Here is a 19,891-nt window from a genome sequence, read left to right on the forward strand (position 1 = left end):
AAAAAAAGTTTTATCATTCCTTTTCTTCCAATAGAAGGGATGTTTGTCGAAATGTCGAAGGTTTCAACAGATACATTCGGAAACTGTTCGAGGAGGCTATCCCCATGGAAAGTTGTAGGATTTTAGGAACAAAGATAAAAGAAAACAGCAAACAACTTGTAGACAAACTAACGCCGATCGAGAACTTGGAGACTGACTTTTCGATCTACAAAACCAAAGTTTCTCACTGGATGGACATTCTTTTTCAATACTTAGGTGAAGGACTTTCCGATAATATTCAGACCGCTGAAGAAAAGATCAAGAGATGGGCTGACGCATTCGGCCAGCGCTCATCTGATATGGAGATTCCTCTCGATTATGCTCTGCATTTTATCTTTGAATCCCGCGTTGTCGTCTCAGCGCTTTTACAGAAAGAGTTTGAAACCTATAGCACGAAAGCTGATCGCGCAGTCGCTGTGTCAAACCGTCTGAATTTGTTGATCGATCTAGCCGCTCGTTCAATCGTTACACACTATACGACGTTTATGCATAACACGAAAAAAGCGCTTCAACATACGAATCGCAATCTAGATATCTCCATTCTTGAATTAAATAACATTCGAACGGCTCTTTTTGAAGGAACGATTTTCTCTGTCACAGACAAAAACGATCGCATCATTCAAGTAAACGATCACTTTTGTGAGTTAACGCAATATACACGCGAAGAATTAATCGGACAAGATCACGGCAGCATTTTCTATTCTGGCGTTCATACAGATAGCTTTGTTCACCATATTCAACAAGAGATCAAAGCCGGTCGTGTTTGGAACGGTGAGATCTGCAACAAAGCGAAAGACGGCTCACTCTTTTTGGTAGATACGACGATCGTTCCTTTTCTAGACCCAGAAGGAGTGGCCTATCAGCATATCTCAATCCAATACGATGTAACGGAGAAAAAGAAAACAGAGGAAATTCTGTTGAAGTCTGAAAAGGTTTCACTGATTGGTGACTTGGCCGCGGGAATCGCTCATGAGATTCGCAATCCACTTACCTCCATCGCAGGGCTCGTTCAGCTCATAAACGAATCCGATCACGAAAAAAGCATCTTCTTTAAGGACATCATTCTAACAGAGATCAATCGCATCAATTTTATCGTAAGTGAACTGATGGTCCTCGCAAAACCACACGCCGTCTATTTCAGCTGGTTCAATATCGTAGACAGCATTCAGAACGTTATCGATCTCATGCAGCCAGAAGCCAACCTGCGAAATGTGATCATCTCATTCGAGAGAGAGAAAGATGTGCCGCTTCTGTATGGGGAGAAGAATCAGCTGACACAAGTGATTATCAATATGATTAAAAACGCAATGGAAGCCCTGCCTGATGGTGGTGAGATCTCGCTCGCGGCCACTTCTGTTGATGGACACGTCTTTCTCTCGGTAAAAGATAACGGAGTCGGCATGACAGACGAGCAAAAAAAAAGAATCGGCGAGCCGTTCTACACCACGAAGTATAACGGAACAGGCCTTGGACTCATGATTTGCTTTAAAATCATTCAAAACCATGGAGGGTCGATTGTTGTTGACAGTAAATTGAACGAAGGCACCACATTTGTGATTAAATTGCCCGAACATGCCGTTGCAGCGATTGATTCAGTACATTAATAGTACGTGAAAGAGAAGAATCTACGTAATGTAGGTTCTTTTTATGTTATGAAGTCGTTTTTAGATGGCTCAGAGGTGGTCCCGAGCTGTTTTGAGGTGGTCACATTGTGTTTATCGGTGTACAGTCGTCGTTTAGCGGTGATGCGAACACATTTACCGGTGAAAACCAGCACTTTAGCGGTGAACGTGTAACAAATATAAAAAGGCGTACCGTAAAAACGTCCACGTACTCGCAAAAAAGCCATATATTAAAAAAAGCCTCACCACAAATAGGGAGAGGCTCCAATTAAACATCTGTTTAAAAGAACATATTCGCAACTAGAAGTGACACCAAACCTACGAACCAACAGATCGTAGTCGGTACAGACCAAACCATAATCTGTTCTTTTACTTCTTTAATACCTAACATCCGGTTAACAACCCAGAACAGGCTATCATTAAAGTAGGAGAAGATCATTGAACCCATCGCTGCAGCTTGAGCGGCGAGTGCCATGTTTACATCTAGCTGTGATAGGATTGGCGCTGAGATAGATGCCGCTGTAATCATCGCTACCGTTCCACTTCCTTGAACGAGACGAACGATTGTTGCAACGAAGAACGGAATCAAGATCGCCGGTAGTGGAAGGTCTGCGATTTTTTCAGCGATAAAGTTTCCCGCTCCACTTTCACGAAGTACATTTCCAAGCGCTCCACCTGCCCCTGTAACTAACAGGATGATACCGGCTGTCTGTATTCCCTCTTCCATGCGGTCAAGTGATTCAGAGCGACTCAAGTTACCAGCTAGAGCGTAGATCGCTACAATGAGTCCAATACTTACGGCAATAATCGGTTTACCTAAGAAGATCAGAATTCCGTAAAACCCAGATGTAAGTTCTAGCGCGGTTAACGTTGTGTTTAAAAAGATTAATAGAATCGGTAGCACGATTGGCAATAGTGAGCGGCCTAAAGACGGTAGAGCATCCTCTCGCGCACTAGCGAGCTCAATAAACTCTTGATAAGCTGCTTGTTTAGTAGGACGTGTGAAACCAAGCTCGGAGTCATCCGGCACTTGATAGATTCTTTTACCAATCCATTTGGCGTATAGAACACCTGCAATCATAGTTGGAATGGCAAAAAGAAGACCAAGCCCGATCATAAGTCCGATATCTACTCCAAAGATTCCAGCTACACCTAACGGACCAGGCGTTGGCGGTACTAAAGAGTGCGTAATCACAAGACCCACCGCTAAGGCCACACCTAGTGAAACAACTGATTTTCCCGTTTTCTTAGACAAAGCCTTAACAAGTGGATTTAAAATAACAAACGCTGAGTCAACAAAAATCGGAATGGAAACCACATAACCCGCAATCGCCATCGCCCATTCTTCCTTTTTCCTGCCGACTGCTTTTATCAGTGAATATGCCAGTGTTTCAGCCGCTCCTGACACTTCGAGAATACGTCCGATCATCACACCGAGTCCGATTACGATACCGATAGAAGCAAGCGTGCTCCCGAACCCAGCAGAGATGGTATCAGCGACTTTCCCTGGTTCCATTCCCCCGACAAGACCGGCGATCGAAGCCGCGATGATAAGAGCGAGAAACGCGTGAATCTTTGTTTTTAAAACGAGAAAAATTAATGCAATAACCCCAAGAACTAAACCAGCTACCATTTGTGCTCCTGAAACTTCCATTTCATTAACCCCCTTTAATGTAAGCGCTTTTATTTTATTGAAAGAATAGTGAAGGGCAATAGTACCCTTCACTTTCATGTAACTATCTTAAAGGCTGTTCGCTGTAAATTTCGGTGCATATTGAGCAGCTAGTTTAATACATTCTTCCATACTCGTGCTCTCTGCAATGTTCTTACCCGCTATATCAAACGCTGTTCCGTGGTCTACCGATGTTCTTAAGAACGGAAGACCGTTCGTGATAGAAATAGTTCGATGAAAATCTGTCATCTTAGCTGCGATATGTCCTTGATCATGATAGAGAGACAACACCGCATCATATTTTCCGTTTAACGCTTGAAAGAATACAGAGTCTGCTGGAACCGGACCTACTGCGTTTATTCCGTCTGCAACAGCTAGCTCAATACCTGGTTTAATCTGCTCGACCTCTTCCCAGCCAAACAATCCGCCTTCGCCGCTATGAGGGTTCAGTCCAGCAACAGCCCACCGTCTGTTTTCAACACCTAGACGAGCGAGCGCTCGATCACATCGTACTAAATAATCATGCACACGTTCTTTCGTCATAGCTGCAATCGCATCTTTCAATGAAAGATGACGTGTTAAAAAGAAAATTCTCATTCCTCTTACTTCGAACATCGTTAGAGGATCATCAGAACCCGCGAGTGATTCAAGCATCTCCGTATGTCCGATATAAGGAACGTTTGCTGCTTTTAATGATTCTTTGTTGATCGGAGTGGTTGCCAACGCTTTAACCTCACCAGCTGTAGCAAGCTCTACTGCTTTTTTGATATATTCAAAAGCTCCCTGTCCGCCTTGAGCAGATACTTCACCATACTGAAGCTTGTTAATATCAATGTTGTTTAAGTTGATCACATCAACTGTTCCTAGTTCGTACTTTCCTTCTGCAGGAGATGCTACTTCATTAATTGAAAGGTCTGCACCAACGATTGCAATCGCTTTTTCTAGTACTGCAGCGTCTCCAATTACGAGCGGTTTACAAACATCATAGATCTCTTTTTTCGCAAGAGACTTCATCGTAATCTCTGGTCCAATGCCTGCAGGATCACCCATTGGAATCGCAATAATCGCTTTTTCTGTTGTTGTCGTTTTTGTTGTCGTTGTCATGTTTCTTCCTCCTCCAGTTGTTTAAAAGATTTATTGAACTTGCTTTGTAGATGTTTGGTTTGCTAATAAATGCTTTACGATCGTATGAATCGCTTTTTTGTCCCCGACCATGCCGCCTTTTGTAGCAAGCGGTATACCATCAAAATAACCTCCGATGAATTCACCGTATGCGACAAGAGGAAGCACTTCGTTTTTTAACTTGATGCCTTCAGCTCTTCCAACAGAACAGAGTGAAGCCGTAACATCTCCACCACTAGAAAAGCAGCCGCCTATCTCATAATTCGTTGACTGGATGACAATACGCGTGATCTTTCCTAATCCATCCGCAATTCTTTTCGCGAGTTGATCCTGGCTCACACCTTGCTCTTCAGCCAATCGTTTTAGTTCTAATCGTTTTGCCTCGGGTGAATTGGTCGTAATGATCAGGATGTCTTGGTGATGGATAGCTTCCAAGGCAGCTGTCACAGCTCTTTGAACTTCTGTTTCCCAGCTGTCCGATAGACTAGCTAATTTTTCAGCATCAACATAGACCGGTTTCGCATCTGTTTTATCGATTAAGTATGTTAGCTGTTCACCGCTTAAAGAGGTTACGCTCCCAACTGTCACGAGTATCTTTTTACTTTGTGTGTGTAGAGACGTGTAAGCCTTTGCATAATAAGCCGTTAATGGTCCCGGATCTACCGGTACGAGTTGGTAGTCCTCGATCAATGCCATCGCATGCGCGATATCTTCAATCTCTTCATCTGTAACCGCATCCATCACAAGAATGCGATTGCCCTCGTTTATTTTTCGCTTTAACTCCTGAAGGATCGTTTTCTTTCCTTGTAAAACGGTTTCGAGTCCGATGTGTGATACGAGATGTTCACTTTGCTTACTGATAATAGAAGGAACGTACGATTCAGTAAGAGGCATGACCGGATCTTTGGCAACATCTGTAGCCTGAACAGGCACACCATCGACGAGCAAGTAACCGCCAGATGTGATTCGGCTTGAATCTGGAAACGATGCAACGACAACCGCAATCGATCGTTCGCCAAGTTCATTTAAGACCATGTCGATCTCTGTTCCGATGTTTCCTCTTACGGTACTGTCGATTCGTTTACAGATAACATCTACACCCCAACGCTGTAGGTTGTTCAATGACTTTTTGATCCGCATCTCGGACACATCTTTTCGTGCATACCTGCTGTCTGTATCAATACACACTGCGTTGTAGCTGCCGGAAGCTGGTTCCTGATCGTAATACACCATTGTTGCCGCTTCAAAACCTTGCTTGATCAGTTTTACCCCTGTCGCATTGGCACCTGTTAGATCATCTGCGATAACGCCGACTTTCATCCCTTTTCACCACCTTCAACGGTTACGACTTCTAAATATTCATTCAGTATTTTTTCGGTTTCATCTAAAATGTGCTGATCTGTAATCAAACCATGTATTTGATTTAAGTCACAAACCTTTGTTAATGATTTTTGATCAAACTTGCTAGAGTCAGCCACGAGCCATGTTTTTTCCGATGCTTCAATCATCAGCTTTTTGATCGAAGCCTTCTCATAAGTCGGTGCTGTAATACCAGCTTGACTGTGGATCGCATGAGCTCCTAAGAAAAAGAGATCTACGTGAATTCCTCTTAACATCTGCTCTGTTAACGGGCCGAACAATGTTCCGATCGTATTCTGTAGTTCGCCTCCAGTAACAATCACTTTCACATTCGTATCGAGAAGCTCAGCTGCAATTTTTATATCATTCGTAACAACTGTGATCGTCGTTTTGTCCTTTAACAATTTTGCAATCTCTAACGTTGTTGTTCCTGAATCTAAAAGAATGGTCGAGTGATCCTGTATGAATTGCACCGCTCTTTCGGCGATTGCTCTCTTACGGTCGTTGAACTTCCCTTCTTTTGTTCGAAAAGATGATTCCACGACTAACGGCTTGTTCAGAATTGCTCCGCCATGCGTTCTAATAATCTGGTCCGTTTCTTCGAGAAAGGCAAGATCACGGCGGATTGTCATCGCCGAAACATTTAATTCGTTTACTAGATCCTCAATCTCAATTTTCCCGTTCGTATTTAATTGTTGAAGAATATGCTCTCTACGCTCTTTAGGCATTATTTTCATCACCTTTGTTATTTTCGAACATCTTATATGTATTATAATGTTACAAACGAACATTAATGTCAACTTATTTGTTTAAAATGAACATATTGTTTTGCAAGGTGTTATCCAATGGATGATGTGGCTGTGGTGATATGTGTCGAAAATCGTTTAAATTATTTTATACGTGAAATTATTGTAGTTATCCGCGAAATTATTACGCTTATCCGTGAATATAATTTGGATTACCGTGGATATATTTCAAGCAGTCTATCTGGTGTGTACAAACCATAATAATGTTCATATCCTGAACACAGTCTATTATGTAGCACACCCCTCTTCTGCTATAACTAGCATAATCTACCCCTTAAACTGTCACATCACCACTATCCCACTCTAAATAATCTAAAAAATAGTCCCATTCCCCATTTACTTGTATACTAGAGTTATAGAAATGAATGATCCTAGAAAAACACACAATAAATGGTACATATAAGGGGAAGAAGTTTGAATGTCCATTCTGATCGTTGATGATAATACAGTAAATTTATTTGTAATAGAAAAAATATTGAAGAATGCAGGATACGACGATTGCACCTCTCTTTCTTCTGCTCAACAGCTGTTCGATCACCTCGAAGAAAACGAAAAAGAGCTGAACAAAAAGTCGATCGACCTGATTCTCCTTGATATCATGATGCCGGAGATCGATGGGATCGAGGCTTGTCAACGCGTTCAAAAAGACGAACGTTTTAAAGACATTCCGATCATCTTCATCACGGCGCTCGAAGACTCTACGAAATTAGCAGAAGCGCTAGATTGCGGTGGAATGGATTATGTGACGAAGCCGATCAATAAAGTAGAACTTCTTGCTAGAATCCGTGTCGCACTGCGATTGAAGTACGAAAAAGATTGGCACGCGGAACAAGAACAAAAGATTCAGAACGAACTCGATCTTGCGATGCAAGTTCAAAAAGGCTTGTTGAATCCGCCGATCAAAGAAGACAACATCACGATAAACGTGTCTCATCTGCCTTCCTTTAAGCTCGCGGGCGATATGTATTATTGGCACAAATTTGATGACAACCGGTATGGCATCATCTTGCTTGATATGATGGGGCATGGGATTTCCTCTTCACTCGTTTGCATGTTTATCTCTTCTGTTATGCGAGACAGCATTAAAGAACTAAGAGATCCCGAACTTGTGATTAAAGAATTGAACCGTTATATGTCACTTCTTCACAATCCCAAAAACGATTATAACTACTATTTCACAGGCATCTACCTTTTGATCGATACCGAGAAAAAGACGGTAGAATACGTGAATGCCGGGCATCCAGAAGGCTATGCGCTCGTTGATAATTCACTCCAACCTATCGAACGCAGTTGTTATGCGGTTGGTTTCTTTGAACAGATCGAAGTGAAGAAGTCTGTGATCCACTACGAAGACAACATTCAGTTGCTGCTCTTCACAGATGGTGTGTTAGAAGCTGGGAATGATGAAGAACGAATGTTAGAGAAGCTGAAGTACGTGGCTTCAGAAAAATGGAGCAACATCAGGTCACCGATTCACCTAGTGATTCCTGAAGAACAACAAAAAGATCAGAGCGATGACATGTGTATCATGATGATTCAAGCCAAATAAAAAAAGCAGGATAGAAGAGGTCATCACCCCCCTTCTTCCTGCTTTATTTTTTTTGATAGATTTTAACTTGTTCCGCAAAGTCCGTATATTTATCCGCACAGTCTGCGAATTGAATAGATTCTTTATCTCCAAGACCAAGGAATCCATGTGGACTGAGGCTATCGTAGAACAGCTCATGCACTTGATTTTGAAGAGCAGCCGTAAAGTAAATCAGTACATTTCGGCAAAGAATGACGTGAAATTCATTAAACGAATGATCCGTCACAAGATTATGCTGCAAAAAGCTGATCTGCTTTAATAATGAAGGCTTTAAATACGCAAAGTGGCCGTCTGTCGTATAGTACTCAGAAAAGGCTTGAGTCCCTCCAGCCGCCATATAGTTCTTCGTGTATGTCCTCATCTTACTCAGAGGCAGAATGCCCGATCGCGCCTTGTTGAGAACCGGTTCGTTCATGTCAGTCGCATAAAACTTCGTCTTGTGAGTTAAGCCTTCTTCTTCCATTAAAATCGCCATCGAATATACTTCTTCACCTGTCGCACATCCAGCATGCCAGATGCGAATCTCCGGTAGTTCTCTCAGCTCGGGAATCACCTTTTGGCGAAACGCAGAAAAGAACTCGGGATTCCGAAACATCTCCGTTACGTTGATCGAAAAGTCGTTGAGCAGCGTTGTCATAAAAGCAGGTTCGTGCAGTACTTTTTCCAATACACCTGTAATCGTTGAAATCTGTTCAAGCTGCATGCGATTGTGCACCCGTCTATGGATGGAGGACCGCATATACTGGCGAAAATCGAATCCAGATATGCGGTACAACCCTTCTAATAACAGCTCCATCTCAAGCGTTTCCGTTATGCTATTTTCCTGGTTGTCATCGTTGTTCCATAAGAAATCCTTCATCAGTGGTCGATCCTCACTTTGTCATCCAAACATGCATCACAGAAAAAAGCTGTTCGAGCTTCAGCGGCTTGCTGATATAATCAGAAGCCCCTGCTTCTAGGCACTTTTCACGGTCGTTCTTCATCGCTTTTGCCGTTAGGGCAATGATCGGCAAGTCTTTATGCTCACCTGTTCCGCGTATGCGCTGCATCGTTTCATAGCCATCCATCTCTGGCATCATAATATCCATTAAAATCAGGTCAATCTTCTTGTTCGCATCCAAAACGTCCAGACACTCCATGCCGTTGTTGGCGATCAGAATGTTCATTCCTTTTTGTTCAAGAGCTGTTTTTAACGCGAAAATATTTCGATTATCGTCATCTGTGATCAATACGGTTTTACCATAAAATACGTTCTCTTCGTCTACTGTGATCGACGGTTGCTCCGCCTCAGGCTCTGTCGGTACGATTTTAGCCGTGATCGGTGGTTCTGCAACAGCTATCGAGTGGCTCGCCTGCTCGAGGGCAGTTGCCACTTCAGCTGATGCGCCAAGGAATGTTTGTACAGAAACACTTTCGTCAGAAATACTTGGAATCAGAAGTTTAAACGTACTTCCTTTTCCTTCTTCACTTTGCAGCTGCAATCTTCCACCTAAAAGCTTCGCAAACTCACTGCTGATGGATAATCCAAGACCAGTTCCACCAAACTTACGGATCGTAGCTCCATCACCTTGCTGGAAAGCTTGGAAAATGAGTTCGTGCTTCTCTTTCGGTATGCCGATTCCCGTATCTTTAATCGCTACTTCTAACCAATAATCAACACCGTTGTAGATTACATCTGTTTGTACTTTTTTCACGCTAACAGACACGGAACCTTTTTCCGTAAACTTAAACGCGTTGGAAAGGAGGTTCTTGATGATCTGCTGAAAACGTTTTTCGTCAGTTTGTAGAAGAGTTGGGACATCTGGAGCCACATTGATCGTAAAGTTTAGATTCTTCTGATCTGCGATATGAGTAAAGTTTCTCTCCAGGTTACTTGGGAACTCACTCAGGTTCACTTCACTAAGCATGATCTCCAGCTTCCCTGCTTCTACCTTCGAAAGGTCTAGAATATCGTTGATCAGGTTCAGCAGATCTTGTCCAGAAGAATGAATCACTTTAGCAAACTCTAACTCTTCGTCAGAAAGTGATTGGTTTCCATTTTCGGCAAGCATCTCCGAAAGGATTAAAATGCTGTTAAGCGGAGTTCTTAATTCATGAGACATGTTCGCCAAAAACTCTGATTTGTATTTTGAGCCTGTTTCAAGCTGCTTCGCTTTATCTTCAAGATCCTTTTTCGCGATCTCAAGTGCCTTTGATTTCTCCTCGGCATCTTGGGAACGTGATTCAAGCTGCTCGTTGATCATCTGAAGCTCTTCCGATTGCATCTGTAATTCTTCCGATTGTGTTTGAAGCTCCTCAGATTGCGCCTGCAGTTCTTCTGTCATCGCTTGTGATTCAGATAGAAGTCTCGCAATCTCCATACGATCGATCACTCGGTTGATCGTGAGCCCAAATGTTTCAAGTACTTTTTCAATAAATGAGATGTGCTGGTTGCTGTATGAACTCAGACTCGCTAGCTCAATAACCGCTACAATCTCATCTTCGTGTACAATCGGTGCGATCAAAATGCTGTTCGGTTTTGTCTCTCCAAGTCCAGAAGAAATGAGCGTGTACTCTCCTTCGATTCTGTCGATCACTTGCACTCGTTTTTCTAATGCACATTGTCCGATAAGACCTTGTCCTAACTTAAAACTAGCTCGTCCAACATCTGCATCCGTATCGGCGAACGCTCCCTTTTTTACAAAACGAACGTTCTCGTCTTTGCCTTCTTTAATGTAAAAAGCACCATATGACGATTCTGTGATCTGTGCAGTCGCAGAAAGGAAGATCTCCGCAAGCGTTTCAAGTGATGATACGCCTTGGTTCTTACTGACAACATCCGTTACACTTCGCTGCAGCCAGTCACGTTCTTCAAAAGAATTCAACAGTTCGTTCGTCGCTTCTCCTAAATCACGAATCTCATCGTTCGATTTTACATGAATGCGGCTGCTTAAGTTCCCGCCTGTCGTCATCGCGCGGATCGTCCCAACAACTTCTTTTATCGTTTTGATGATCGATCCTGAGATCACCCATGCAAGAGCAGTCGAAACGAGAACGACGAACGCAAGCAAACTAAAAAGACCGATTTCTAAGTATCGATTTTGTTCGTTTAGATCATTTGCACGTTTTTGTGTAAGACTTTTTTCTGTATCACGGAAAGAATCAAACTGCTGTAGCACTTTTTCAGTCTGTGATTTTCCTGGATCTTGTTTAAAGAACTCAGCAATACCTGCCGTGTCATTCTGCTGTTTCATTTGAATCGGTGGATCACCCGCAACAGCAACCCAATTTTGAATGTTTTCATTGATCTCAGCAATTCTCTTCTGCTGACTCGGATTGTCCGATAACAGCTGATTCAGCGTGTTGTAGTCTTTTGACCATTGAGAGCTTGCTTCATTATAGAGTTGAAGATAGCTTTCATCACCCGTAATGATGTACGCACGCTTATTGGTTTCCATTTTCAAGAGATCCTTTTCAATCTGACTCGTAAGATCTCGAACCGCAAAATCATGCTGGATAATAAAGTTCCTCTCACTCTTCATCGTGTCCAACTGATTGGTTACCGCAAGAATAGCAGCAATTAAACAGATAATGATCACAATATAGCCAGTAATAATTTTCTGGCGAATCCCGAATCTAAAATTATTCATCCCCTATATTCCTGCCTTTTTACAAAAAATGTTTTTATGCCTAATTATACTGTTATTTGTGAGATAAAGGTAGTAAGGAAGGCCGTGGAATGTGCTGGAAAAAGAAAAAACTAGATCTTTTTTACTGAGATCTAGTTTTAGGCGTTTAGTTTGTGGGTTGCAGCTTATTTTTATAGTGAAGTGCGGATAGTAGTTTTAATCCACCTAATGTTTTGATTTGTTTTTCAAGAATGGTGAGTGCTTGGTTTTTGTTGCCGTTTCGTCGAAGTTCCTCCACTGTCAACCACGTTACATAATGCGGGTCTTTTAACTGGTTTTTATGTTGCTCGTAATCTGCCTGTCTGCCTTCTTCCATCGCAACGATTGCAGAATAATAGAGGGTAAGATCACTCTTTTTCATGTTTTTGAGGAGCTCTTTTGCGTCGTCCCATCTTTCTTGCTGTGTGTATAGCATGATCTCGGCGTATTTCCTTGCCTGCGCCTGTTTAATTTTCGTGAGTCTCGTTTCGGCTTCACTTTCCTCTTCATATAAGAAAGCATATAAAAAGCGATGATATGGCTGTTTTGATTTTAGTAAGTATCTTTTTACTTTTTCAGCATCTTTTTGCCACATTAATGGATAGAGAAGTGCTAGGAATGAGCTTGCTACAAATAGGACAAGCAGCGTGACGAACACCCAAGTTTGTGCACCAAGTACGGAGAGTGTGAATGAAAGGATGAATAGCATGAGGTAGAGAATCCAGATCATAGGTTTTATGATTCCTTTCTGTAGTAGAAGTTTCCATATTTATTATTACATAGAGAGGGGATTTTACGGTACGTGTTTTTATATTTGTTACACGTTCGCCGGTAAAGTGGGTGTTTTCACCTGTAAAGTGACCGTTTCCACCTGTGAACCATTCTGTTTCACCGCTAACTGTACCTTGACCACCTGAAATTGGCTCCTGACCACCTGAAACCAACTCCAAACACACTTGAACCCATCCATAAACATAAAAAAGCCCAAAGGGGCATCCCTTTGAGCTAACTTCCGTCCAATTTATATACTTTCTCCGATTTTCCGTACCGAAATCCCGGATTCCTCTAAGGTTTGTCTGATTTTCTTAGCAAAACTTAGTGCATGAGCTCCGTCACCGTGAATACACACCGTATCTGCTTTAATATCGACGTCAACATCTTGCTGCGTCATCACTTTTCCCTCTTTTGCCATACGAATCACTTGTGCGACAGCCGCATCATCATCCGTAATCACCGCATGTGGCAGTTTGCGTGAAGTAAGCGTGCGATCTTGCTGATACGTTCGATCAGCGAAAACTTCAGATGCTGTTCGCAAGCCGATCTTTTCACCTGCTGAAACGAGTTCACTCCCAGCAAGTCCAAACAAAATAAGCTCAGGGTTCACTTTATAAACTGCTTCGGCGATCGCTTCAGACAGCTCACGATTCACCGCTGCCATGTTATAAAGCGCGCCATGTGGTTTCACGTGTTGAATCGTTCCGCCTTCAGCTTTCACAAACCCCCACAATGAGCCGATCTGATAAACCACCATCTCATACGCTTCTTGAGGAGAGATGTCGATGTTGCGACGCCCGAATCCTGCTAGATCAGGCAATCCCGGATGAACACCGATACCAACTTCATGCTCTAATGCTAATTTCACTGTTTTTCTCATCGTAGCAGGATCTCCCGCATGAAAGCCGCATGCGATGTTTGCTGACGTTATGTATTTTAGAATCTCTTCGTCTGTTCCAAGTTTGTAAGCGCCAAAACTCTCGCCCATGTCGCAGTTAATATCAATAATACTCATGAAAAGACCTCCCGCTTTTTAAACATACGTTTAATTTACACCAACTGTACGATAAGTTTTATATATTGTAAAATGTTTAGGAAAACTAATGAAGGAGGTGAGACATGTGGAAAAAGTACTGAATGAAATTCTAGTAAAATTACTCAGCATCGATAATAAGGTTTCTGATCTGGATGATAAAGTTTCTAATCTGGATAATAAAGTGACCAATTTAGATAAAAAGGTGAAAACCTTAGAAACTGGTCAGCAACAGATTCTAACTAGACTGGATACATTAGAAACGGATGTAAAAGAAGTTAAAGCCACTGTCAATCGGATCGAAGTTAGTCAAAATGATGATGTGGTCGGATTATTAAAAGTAATGCAAAAACAAAAACATTAACCCACATGTTCTATCTATCGCTTCAGAAAAAGTCCTCGATTGTACATTTCTAGATCATTTCAGATTTCTCAAATCCTAAAAAAACGGAAAGCCCCTTGAGAGCAAGGGGCTAATTTATTTTCAATTGTATCAAGCGCGCTATATTTCCCGCAGTTTTTTCCACATTTTGAGCTCCAAGCAGTAATGCTTCTTCTAACGTTACCACACCGTTCATTACGCTAAAAACAGCATCAATTCCGTGATCGTACACCGCTTCATAATCAGGACCGATGCTGCCTGCAATCGCAACAACCGGTACACCATCCTCAACAGCCTTCGCTCGTTTCGCTACACCAACTGGTGCTTTCCCATGTATCGTTTGAGCATCGATCCGTCCTTCTCCAACAATCACAAGGTCCGCATCCTGAACCGCATCTTCAAAATGGATTACATCTAGCACAAGATCAATTCCGCTTTGCAGCTTTCCATCTAAAAACGCCACAATCCCAGCGCCAAGGCCGCCAGCAGCGCCAGCGCCTGCTAACTCATCTACTGCAACACCTAGATTCCGTTCAACCACTTCAGCGTACTTTTTTAAGCTCTCATCTAACATACCTACCATCTCAGGCGTAGCACCTTTTTGCGGTCCAAAAACAGCTGATGCCCCGTGCGGTCCCGTTAACGGATTTGTTACATCACACGCCACATCCAATTTCAACGACTGCAGTCTAGCATCCAGCCCAGACACATCAATGGACAAAAGTTCACGAAGCGCTTCACCACCAGCAGGCAATTCCTCACCGTTTTCATTCAAAAACTTCACACCAAGTGCAGACGCCATGCCGGTACCGCCATCGTTTGTTGCAGATCCACCAAGACCAAGTACGATCCGCTCCACTCCGCGATTCAGGGCATCTAGAATCAGTTCCCCTGTTCCGCGTGTTGTGGTCACACAAGGATTCCGCTTCTCTCTTGGAACAAGATGCAGACCGGAAGCGGCAGCCATCTCGATCACTGCCGTCTTTCCATCACCAGTAACACCGTAAAAAGCATCCACTTTTTCACCGAGCGGACCTGTAACCTCCACTTCGACCATCTTCCCGCCTGTCGCATCAACAACCGATGTAACCGTTCCTTCTCCACCGTCGCCAACAGGAACGTGCACATATTCTGCTTGGGGAAACGTACTTTTAAAACCAGCTTCCACTGCTCTACAGACCTCAGCGGCTGTCATACTTTCTTTGAATGAATCAGGAGCGATGACAATCTTCATCCGTGTCCACCTACTTTATTTTTTAATCCACATAAACTGATACGGAACGAGTTCAACAGTTCCTTCAACAGAATTGCCGCTCCACAAGTCCTCGCCACCAAAAGGAAGCTCCACATCGATCAGTTTGTTCGATACATTCATCACGAACAACACCGTGTCGCCTGTTTCTTCATTTCTGCGAATCAGTGAGAATACCTGCTTCCCAAGATCTATAATCGACTGTGAAGCGAATGGCGAGAACGCCGTTTCCTGCTGACGCGTACGAATCAAACGCTTCAATCCTGTAAACACTTTTTGACGACGAGTAGATGTTTCCAACTCCGAAACGAGTTCATCGTATTGAAACTTCTGGCGATTGATTCGCCGGTTGATTCCAGACGACTCCAACCCTTCATAATCGTTCTGAGAACCTAACAATGAGTGATAATAAACAGCTGGAACACCCATTACCGAAAATAAAACAGAATGCGCCGCAAGCATTTTCTGCACTTGCATATCTTCACTCGTATCTTCGTCTTTGTTGATGAGCGCGTCCATGTAATTGATATTCAGCTCATAAGGAGATTCCGTTCCGTCTGGGTTACTTTTATACGAAACACGACCGCCGTTATTCAACACTTTCTCAGCCAATGAAGAACGTTCCTCTTCTGTTAAGATGCCTTCTGTTGGGCGCATGCCGATACCGTCATGACTCGCTAAAAAGTTAAAGTACGTAGCCGAATCAGACACCTTTTCAATCGACTTAGCCCATCCCGTCAGCTTACTCGCATCATGGGTCGTTAACGTGTGCAATACTAGCGGCGGCAGTGAAAATTGATACACCATATGCGCTTCATTGTTTCCGTCACCAAAATAGCTGATATTTTCTTTATGAGGAACATTCGTCTCAGTGATCAAGAGCGTGTTTAATTGCAATTCTTCTAAAATCTCGCGCCACAACTGAATGATGGCATGTGTTTGAGGAAGATGAATACAAGTCGTACCAGATTCTTTCCACATGAAACCGATCGCGTCTAGACGAATGCTTGTCCCACCGCGGTTCGCATAATCTAGTAAAATATCCGTCATCTCTAGCAACGCAGGAAAATGCTTAAAGTTCACATCCACCTGGTCTTCAGAGAATGTGGTCCACGCTGTCTTTCCACCTTCGTACTCGTGAAACAGCGGAGAGGTGCGGGGACGCACGACGTTTGAAGCATCAAAACCATCTTCTTTTGGGGTAAAATAGTTCGCATATTCAGCTTCACCCTTCAGGTAGCCTTGAAACCACTTGCTCGACTTCGACATATGGTTCGCTACAAAATCAAACATCAACCGGTAATCTCCAGAGAAACGTTCAATATCCGACCAGTTCCCTAGTTCAGGGTGAATCTCACGATAATCAACGACCGAAAAACCATCATCAGACGTATACGGAAACATCGGTAACAAATGTACATCCGTAATCTCATCTGCCGCGTATTCGTTAATGAACTTGTTCAGCGTTTTTAAAGTTGGTTCTCCTTCTTCTTTAATGATATCGCCGTACGTGATCAGATACACATTCTTTTCAGAAAGCGGAGCAGTTTCGCTCCACTTCTTCTCTCTCCAACTCTCTACAAGCTTTACAATCTCTTCTTTATAATTTGACGAAAAATCTTCACCATAGATTGTTTTTAACAGATTCTCAGCTTTCACAGAAAAACTCATTACACATTCTCCTTCATACGAAGCTTTAATGTGACGTATCCTTTTGCTGTAACCGTCACTTCGTCTTTCACATCGATCACACTTTTTTCGTTCAGTTTCGTTTGTAGAACAGATTGGATGTGTTCGCTGCTTATTACGACTGTCTGTGCTACCTCACTTGGGTTAAACAAGCGTAAGATGATCGATTCATCATCATGCGCTTTTTTCATCGTGCTTAGGAACAAGTCGCCTTCTGACTCAAACAAGCTGAATCTTGCAGGCAAAATATCTACTGGATAAGGAATCTCAAAACGATCGAGTCTTTCTTCAAACGTGTTCAACCCTTGCTTTTGATAACTCACACTGTGTCCGCGATATTCATCTACCGTGTTAAACAACTGTTTAACGTCATGACCTTCAGTGACCATAATCGCGTACTCAAACGACATTTTTGTCTGCATTTGAGCATCCGGCGTATAAACGACTTTGTTGTTAATCCCTGACGCGCGGCCTGGTCTCCAAGCTAAGTTGTCACGACCAAGCAAACCTACGCTTCGGAACAATGTTAAAGCGAGTTGCCCCGTTTCTTTGATCAACTCATATTCTTTGATGCCTTTTGTGATAACAGCAGAAGTTAATTCTCCATTCGTTACACCTGCTAGATTTTCTAGCGGATAGATCGGCACCGGTGCTTCAGCGAACTTCTCTTTTTCCCAGTTTTCCATGTACGGATTAACGGTCGGGCGTTGGATCAGACTGAATCCTTGATCGCCGAACGAGACATCTGGTGCTTCAACAGAAGTGTGCAGCAACACGCGAACGCGGTGATCCTTCACTTCATTTTCAATGTCATGGATAACACGGATAAAGTTTTCTCCCTCGCGAAGTTCAAATCGGGTAACAACGGCTAAGTTTCCTGTTGCATCTCCAACTTTTCGTTCTTCCAAGTCTTTTGACACCTGCAACAGATGCACGACTTCCATGAACTCGACCGCATTACCTCCCTCTACATAAACAGATTCGATCTCTCTGGAATAGATCGGCGAGTCTCCAGCAAGTGGAGAAAAGTCATACGAATCTCCCGCATCCGCAACATTTTCAAACTTTACAAAATCAGAGATCGTCTTGTTCAGTGTCTTCACCGTTACATGCAGTTTGCCATCTTCCTCATAAATGCGGAAGTTCTCATTCTCGATCGCTCGGTTGTCTTCAACTTTCGGAGCTACATGTTCGGTCTCTTCATCTTCCACCACTTCAAATGTTTCATAGCCCATGGACGGAAGTTTCACATTCTGTAAAAGTACTTCGTTTCTGTAATAACCAGGCGCTTCTACTTCTTTCTCGCCATCCGCCGTAACGACGATCGTCTTTCCACCTGAGATATATTCCTGATTCAATACGTCGAACAAAACAGGATTTCCGTTTAGATCACGAACACCGAACCCTTTTTCTTTTGTAAAAAGAACCACTTTCTGCGAACCTTGGAACGCTTTAGGAAGCAGATGGAACATCACAAAGATTGAATCTTGGCCAAGCTTTCGGCTCACAGCTTCTGTTATTTGTTTTTTTAAGAGATTCAAACAGCCATCAGCAATTCGGATAACCTTTGCAAGACGATTCACGATTTCTTGATTCGTGTCATCAGAGTTACACCCACCGATGCTATCATGTGCATGAACGTCGAATAACATCTTCCACATCTCATCCAGCCATCTTTGCGGATATTTAAAGCCCAGCGTACTCGCCAAACTTGCCAAAGGTTCTAGCTCATAAATAACCTTTTCTTCAGCCATATCATTAAGTTTCTTTATATCATAACGCTGAGAACGAATCGTATTATGAATACGAGATTTTTGAGTCGCGATCAGCTCACCCTGTAGCACGTTCTTAAAATCTCCTTCGTCCCACGTATCCTTCATGAACGTTTCATAGTCGGATAGCACATATTCGTGTTTGTCATCTATTTCGTTCAGCTTTTTTACCGTTTCAGGAAAATGCTCACGAACGAGCACTTGGTCACCACCGGAGGGCAACAACAAGTTATCCGTGTTCGCGTTCAGATCAGCTATTTTCCCTAAAATAGGCAGCAATCGTTCTTCCATGTACTGAAGATCATCTGATAAAAATTTTCCTGGACCATAACCGAAGTAGATATTATTAGCCTTCACGCTCTCGCCGTCTGGTGATTGCCACGTGAAGTTCAGATCACCGTTCAACTGATCGGTATAAATCCCGCGCTGCAACACGCTATAATCGATATCAAATTCTTTGAACATAGACGGAAGATATGTGTTCTGACCAAAAATATCAGGCAGGTAACCAACGTTCAGGGAGTGACCCATCTTTTCAGCAATCCGCGTTCCATACATCAAGTTGCGGATCAATGACTCTCGGTTCACCAGTAGTGAATCTGCTTGTGTGTACCAAGGTCCTACAAAGATACGTTTATCTGCGATCAAACGGCTCAATCGTTCTTTTTCTTCTGGACGAATCTTTAGATACTCATCAATGATCGAGCTCTGCGCATCAAATACATAGCCTGTATACTCAGGATCTTTCTCCATCACTTCCATCAATCGGTCCATGTTTTCTACGAGTAGTAGATTTGAATCTTCTATAGTAAAGTACCACTCGCGATCCCAATGCGAATGCGGTACGACGTATACCTTTTTTTGTTTTTGTTTCATGCTGTTCCCCTCCCGTGTTGCTCACGTTTAATAGAAAGAGGGGTCATCTTTTTAACAAGATGCGCCCCTTTTCTTTTTTTAGATATTTTTAGAGATAATGCTTCAATTTCACTTTGTCCCCTTCGACCTTGTAAGTTGATTGGAGCGTAAGGTGCGAGACTCCTGGGGGATCAGCGGGACAGGTGAGACACCTAACAGCGCAGAGCGCTAGGTGGCTCACCGCACGCCCCCCCGGAAAGCGAGCATCCTGAAGCGGAA

General features: G+C 42.9%; 15 protein-coding genes. 4 read left to right on the plus strand and 11 right to left on the minus strand.

Annotated elements, in window-relative coordinates:
• The first annotated feature begins 104 nt into the window (after positions 1 to 104).
• Positions 105 to 1,643 (plus strand): PAS domain-containing sensor histidine kinase, encoded by a 1,539-nt coding sequence (locus tag ABE65_RS18660; protein WP_066398290.1) that lies wholly within the window; start codon positions 105 to 107, stop codon positions 1,641 to 1,643.
• 298 nt (positions 1,644 to 1,941) lie between these two features.
• On the opposite strand, the gene ABE65_RS18670 is transcribed toward ABE65_RS18660, so the two are convergent.
• From ABE65_RS18670 to ABE65_RS18685, 4 genes are all read right to left on the minus strand, one after another.
• Positions 1,942 to 3,315 carry a GntP family permease gene (locus tag ABE65_RS18670; protein ID WP_066398295.1) on the minus strand — a complete coding sequence of 458 codons (1,374 nt, stop codon included), beginning with the start codon at positions 3,313 to 3,315 and terminating at the stop codon, positions 1,942 to 1,944.
• A gap of 87 nt (positions 3,316 to 3,402) precedes the next feature.
• Entirely contained in the window at positions 3,403 to 4,437 is a 1,035-nt protein-coding gene (gene pdxA, locus ABE65_RS18675; protein WP_066398298.1) for a 4-hydroxythreonine-4-phosphate dehydrogenase PdxA, read from the minus strand.
• Positions 4,438 to 4,467: 30 nt separating this feature from the next.
• Positions 4,468 to 5,775, minus strand: coding sequence for a four-carbon acid sugar kinase family protein (locus ABE65_RS18680; RefSeq protein WP_066398301.1), 1,308 nt, complete (start codon positions 5,773 to 5,775; stop codon positions 4,468 to 4,470).
• Complete coding sequence (locus tag ABE65_RS18685; RefSeq protein WP_231887827.1) at positions 5,772 to 6,542, minus strand: DeoR/GlpR family DNA-binding transcription regulator; 771 nt, start codon at positions 6,540 to 6,542, stop codon at positions 5,772 to 5,774. Before ABE65_RS18685 ends, ABE65_RS18680 begins: the two co-directional genes overlap by 4 nt.
• A 117-nt stretch (positions 6,543 to 6,659) precedes the next feature.
• On the opposite strand from ABE65_RS18685, the gene ABE65_RS21965 reads away from it, so the two are divergent.
• Both ABE65_RS21965 and ABE65_RS18690 read left to right on the plus strand, forming a co-directional pair.
• Positions 6,660 to 6,821: a hypothetical protein gene (locus ABE65_RS21965; protein WP_156499206.1), complete on the plus strand. Its 162-nt coding sequence runs from the start codon at positions 6,660 to 6,662 to the stop codon at positions 6,819 to 6,821.
• A gap of 217 nt (positions 6,822 to 7,038) precedes the next feature.
• Positions 7,039 to 8,169, plus strand: a complete 1,131-nt coding sequence (locus ABE65_RS18690; RefSeq protein ID WP_066398304.1) for a fused response regulator/phosphatase — start codon at positions 7,039 to 7,041, stop codon at positions 8,167 to 8,169.
• A gap of 43 nt (positions 8,170 to 8,212) precedes the next feature.
• Here ABE65_RS18690 and ABE65_RS18695 read toward each other — a convergent pair whose 3' ends face one another.
• From ABE65_RS18695 to ABE65_RS18710, 4 genes are all read right to left on the minus strand, one after another.
• Positions 8,213 to 9,067 (minus strand): CheR family methyltransferase, encoded by an 855-nt coding sequence (locus ABE65_RS18695; protein WP_066398306.1) that lies wholly within the window; start codon positions 9,065 to 9,067, stop codon positions 8,213 to 8,215.
• A gap of 13 nt (positions 9,068 to 9,080) precedes the next feature.
• Complete coding sequence (locus tag ABE65_RS18700) at positions 9,081 to 11,837, minus strand: response regulator (protein WP_066398315.1); 2,757 nt, start codon at positions 11,835 to 11,837, stop codon at positions 9,081 to 9,083.
• Positions 11,838 to 11,982: 145 nt separating this feature from the next.
• The gene (locus ABE65_RS18705) at positions 11,983 to 12,585 is read right to left on the minus strand and encodes a hypothetical protein (protein ID WP_066398318.1); all 603 of its coding nucleotides are present in this window, start codon (positions 12,583 to 12,585) and stop codon (positions 11,983 to 11,985) included.
• Positions 12,586 to 12,876: 291 nt separating this feature from the next.
• The gene (locus tag ABE65_RS18710; RefSeq protein ID WP_066398321.1) at positions 12,877 to 13,644 is read right to left on the minus strand and encodes a LamB/YcsF family protein; all 768 of its coding nucleotides are present in this window, start codon (positions 13,642 to 13,644) and stop codon (positions 12,877 to 12,879) included.
• A 106-nt stretch (positions 13,645 to 13,750) separates the two neighbouring features.
• Here ABE65_RS18710 and ABE65_RS18715 point away from each other — a divergent pair, with 106 nt between their 5' ends.
• Positions 13,751 to 14,026 carry a hypothetical protein gene (locus tag ABE65_RS18715; RefSeq protein WP_066398324.1) on the plus strand — a complete coding sequence of 92 codons (276 nt, stop codon included), beginning with the start codon at positions 13,751 to 13,753 and terminating at the stop codon, positions 14,024 to 14,026.
• A 109-nt stretch (positions 14,027 to 14,135) separates the two neighbouring features.
• Here the strand turns inward: ABE65_RS18715 and ABE65_RS18720 are convergent, their stop codons facing one another.
• Genes ABE65_RS18720 through ABE65_RS18730 form a run of 3 tightly spaced genes read right to left on the minus strand, consistent with a single transcriptional unit; the run spans position 14,136 to position 19,633 of the window.
• The gene (locus tag ABE65_RS18720; protein WP_066398325.1) at positions 14,136 to 15,278 is read right to left on the minus strand and encodes a glycerate kinase; all 1,143 of its coding nucleotides are present in this window, start codon (positions 15,276 to 15,278) and stop codon (positions 14,136 to 14,138) included.
• A gap of 15 nt (positions 15,279 to 15,293) precedes the next feature.
• The gene (locus tag ABE65_RS18725; protein ID WP_066398326.1) at positions 15,294 to 16,967 is read right to left on the minus strand and encodes an alpha-amylase family glycosyl hydrolase; all 1,674 of its coding nucleotides are present in this window, start codon (positions 16,965 to 16,967) and stop codon (positions 15,294 to 15,296) included.
• Positions 16,967 to 19,633 carry a glycoside hydrolase family 38 N-terminal domain-containing protein gene (locus tag ABE65_RS18730; protein ID WP_066398327.1) on the minus strand — a complete coding sequence of 889 codons (2,667 nt, stop codon included), beginning with the start codon at positions 19,631 to 19,633 and terminating at the stop codon, positions 16,967 to 16,969. Before ABE65_RS18730 ends, ABE65_RS18725 begins: the two co-directional genes overlap by 1 nt.
• Positions 19,634 to 19,891: the final 258 nt, after the last annotated feature.

This window comes from Fictibacillus phosphorivorans (assembly GCF_001629705.1).
In the GTDB taxonomy this organism is placed as follows: domain Bacteria; phylum Bacillota; class Bacilli; order Bacillales; family Fictibacillaceae; genus Fictibacillus; species Fictibacillus phosphorivorans_A.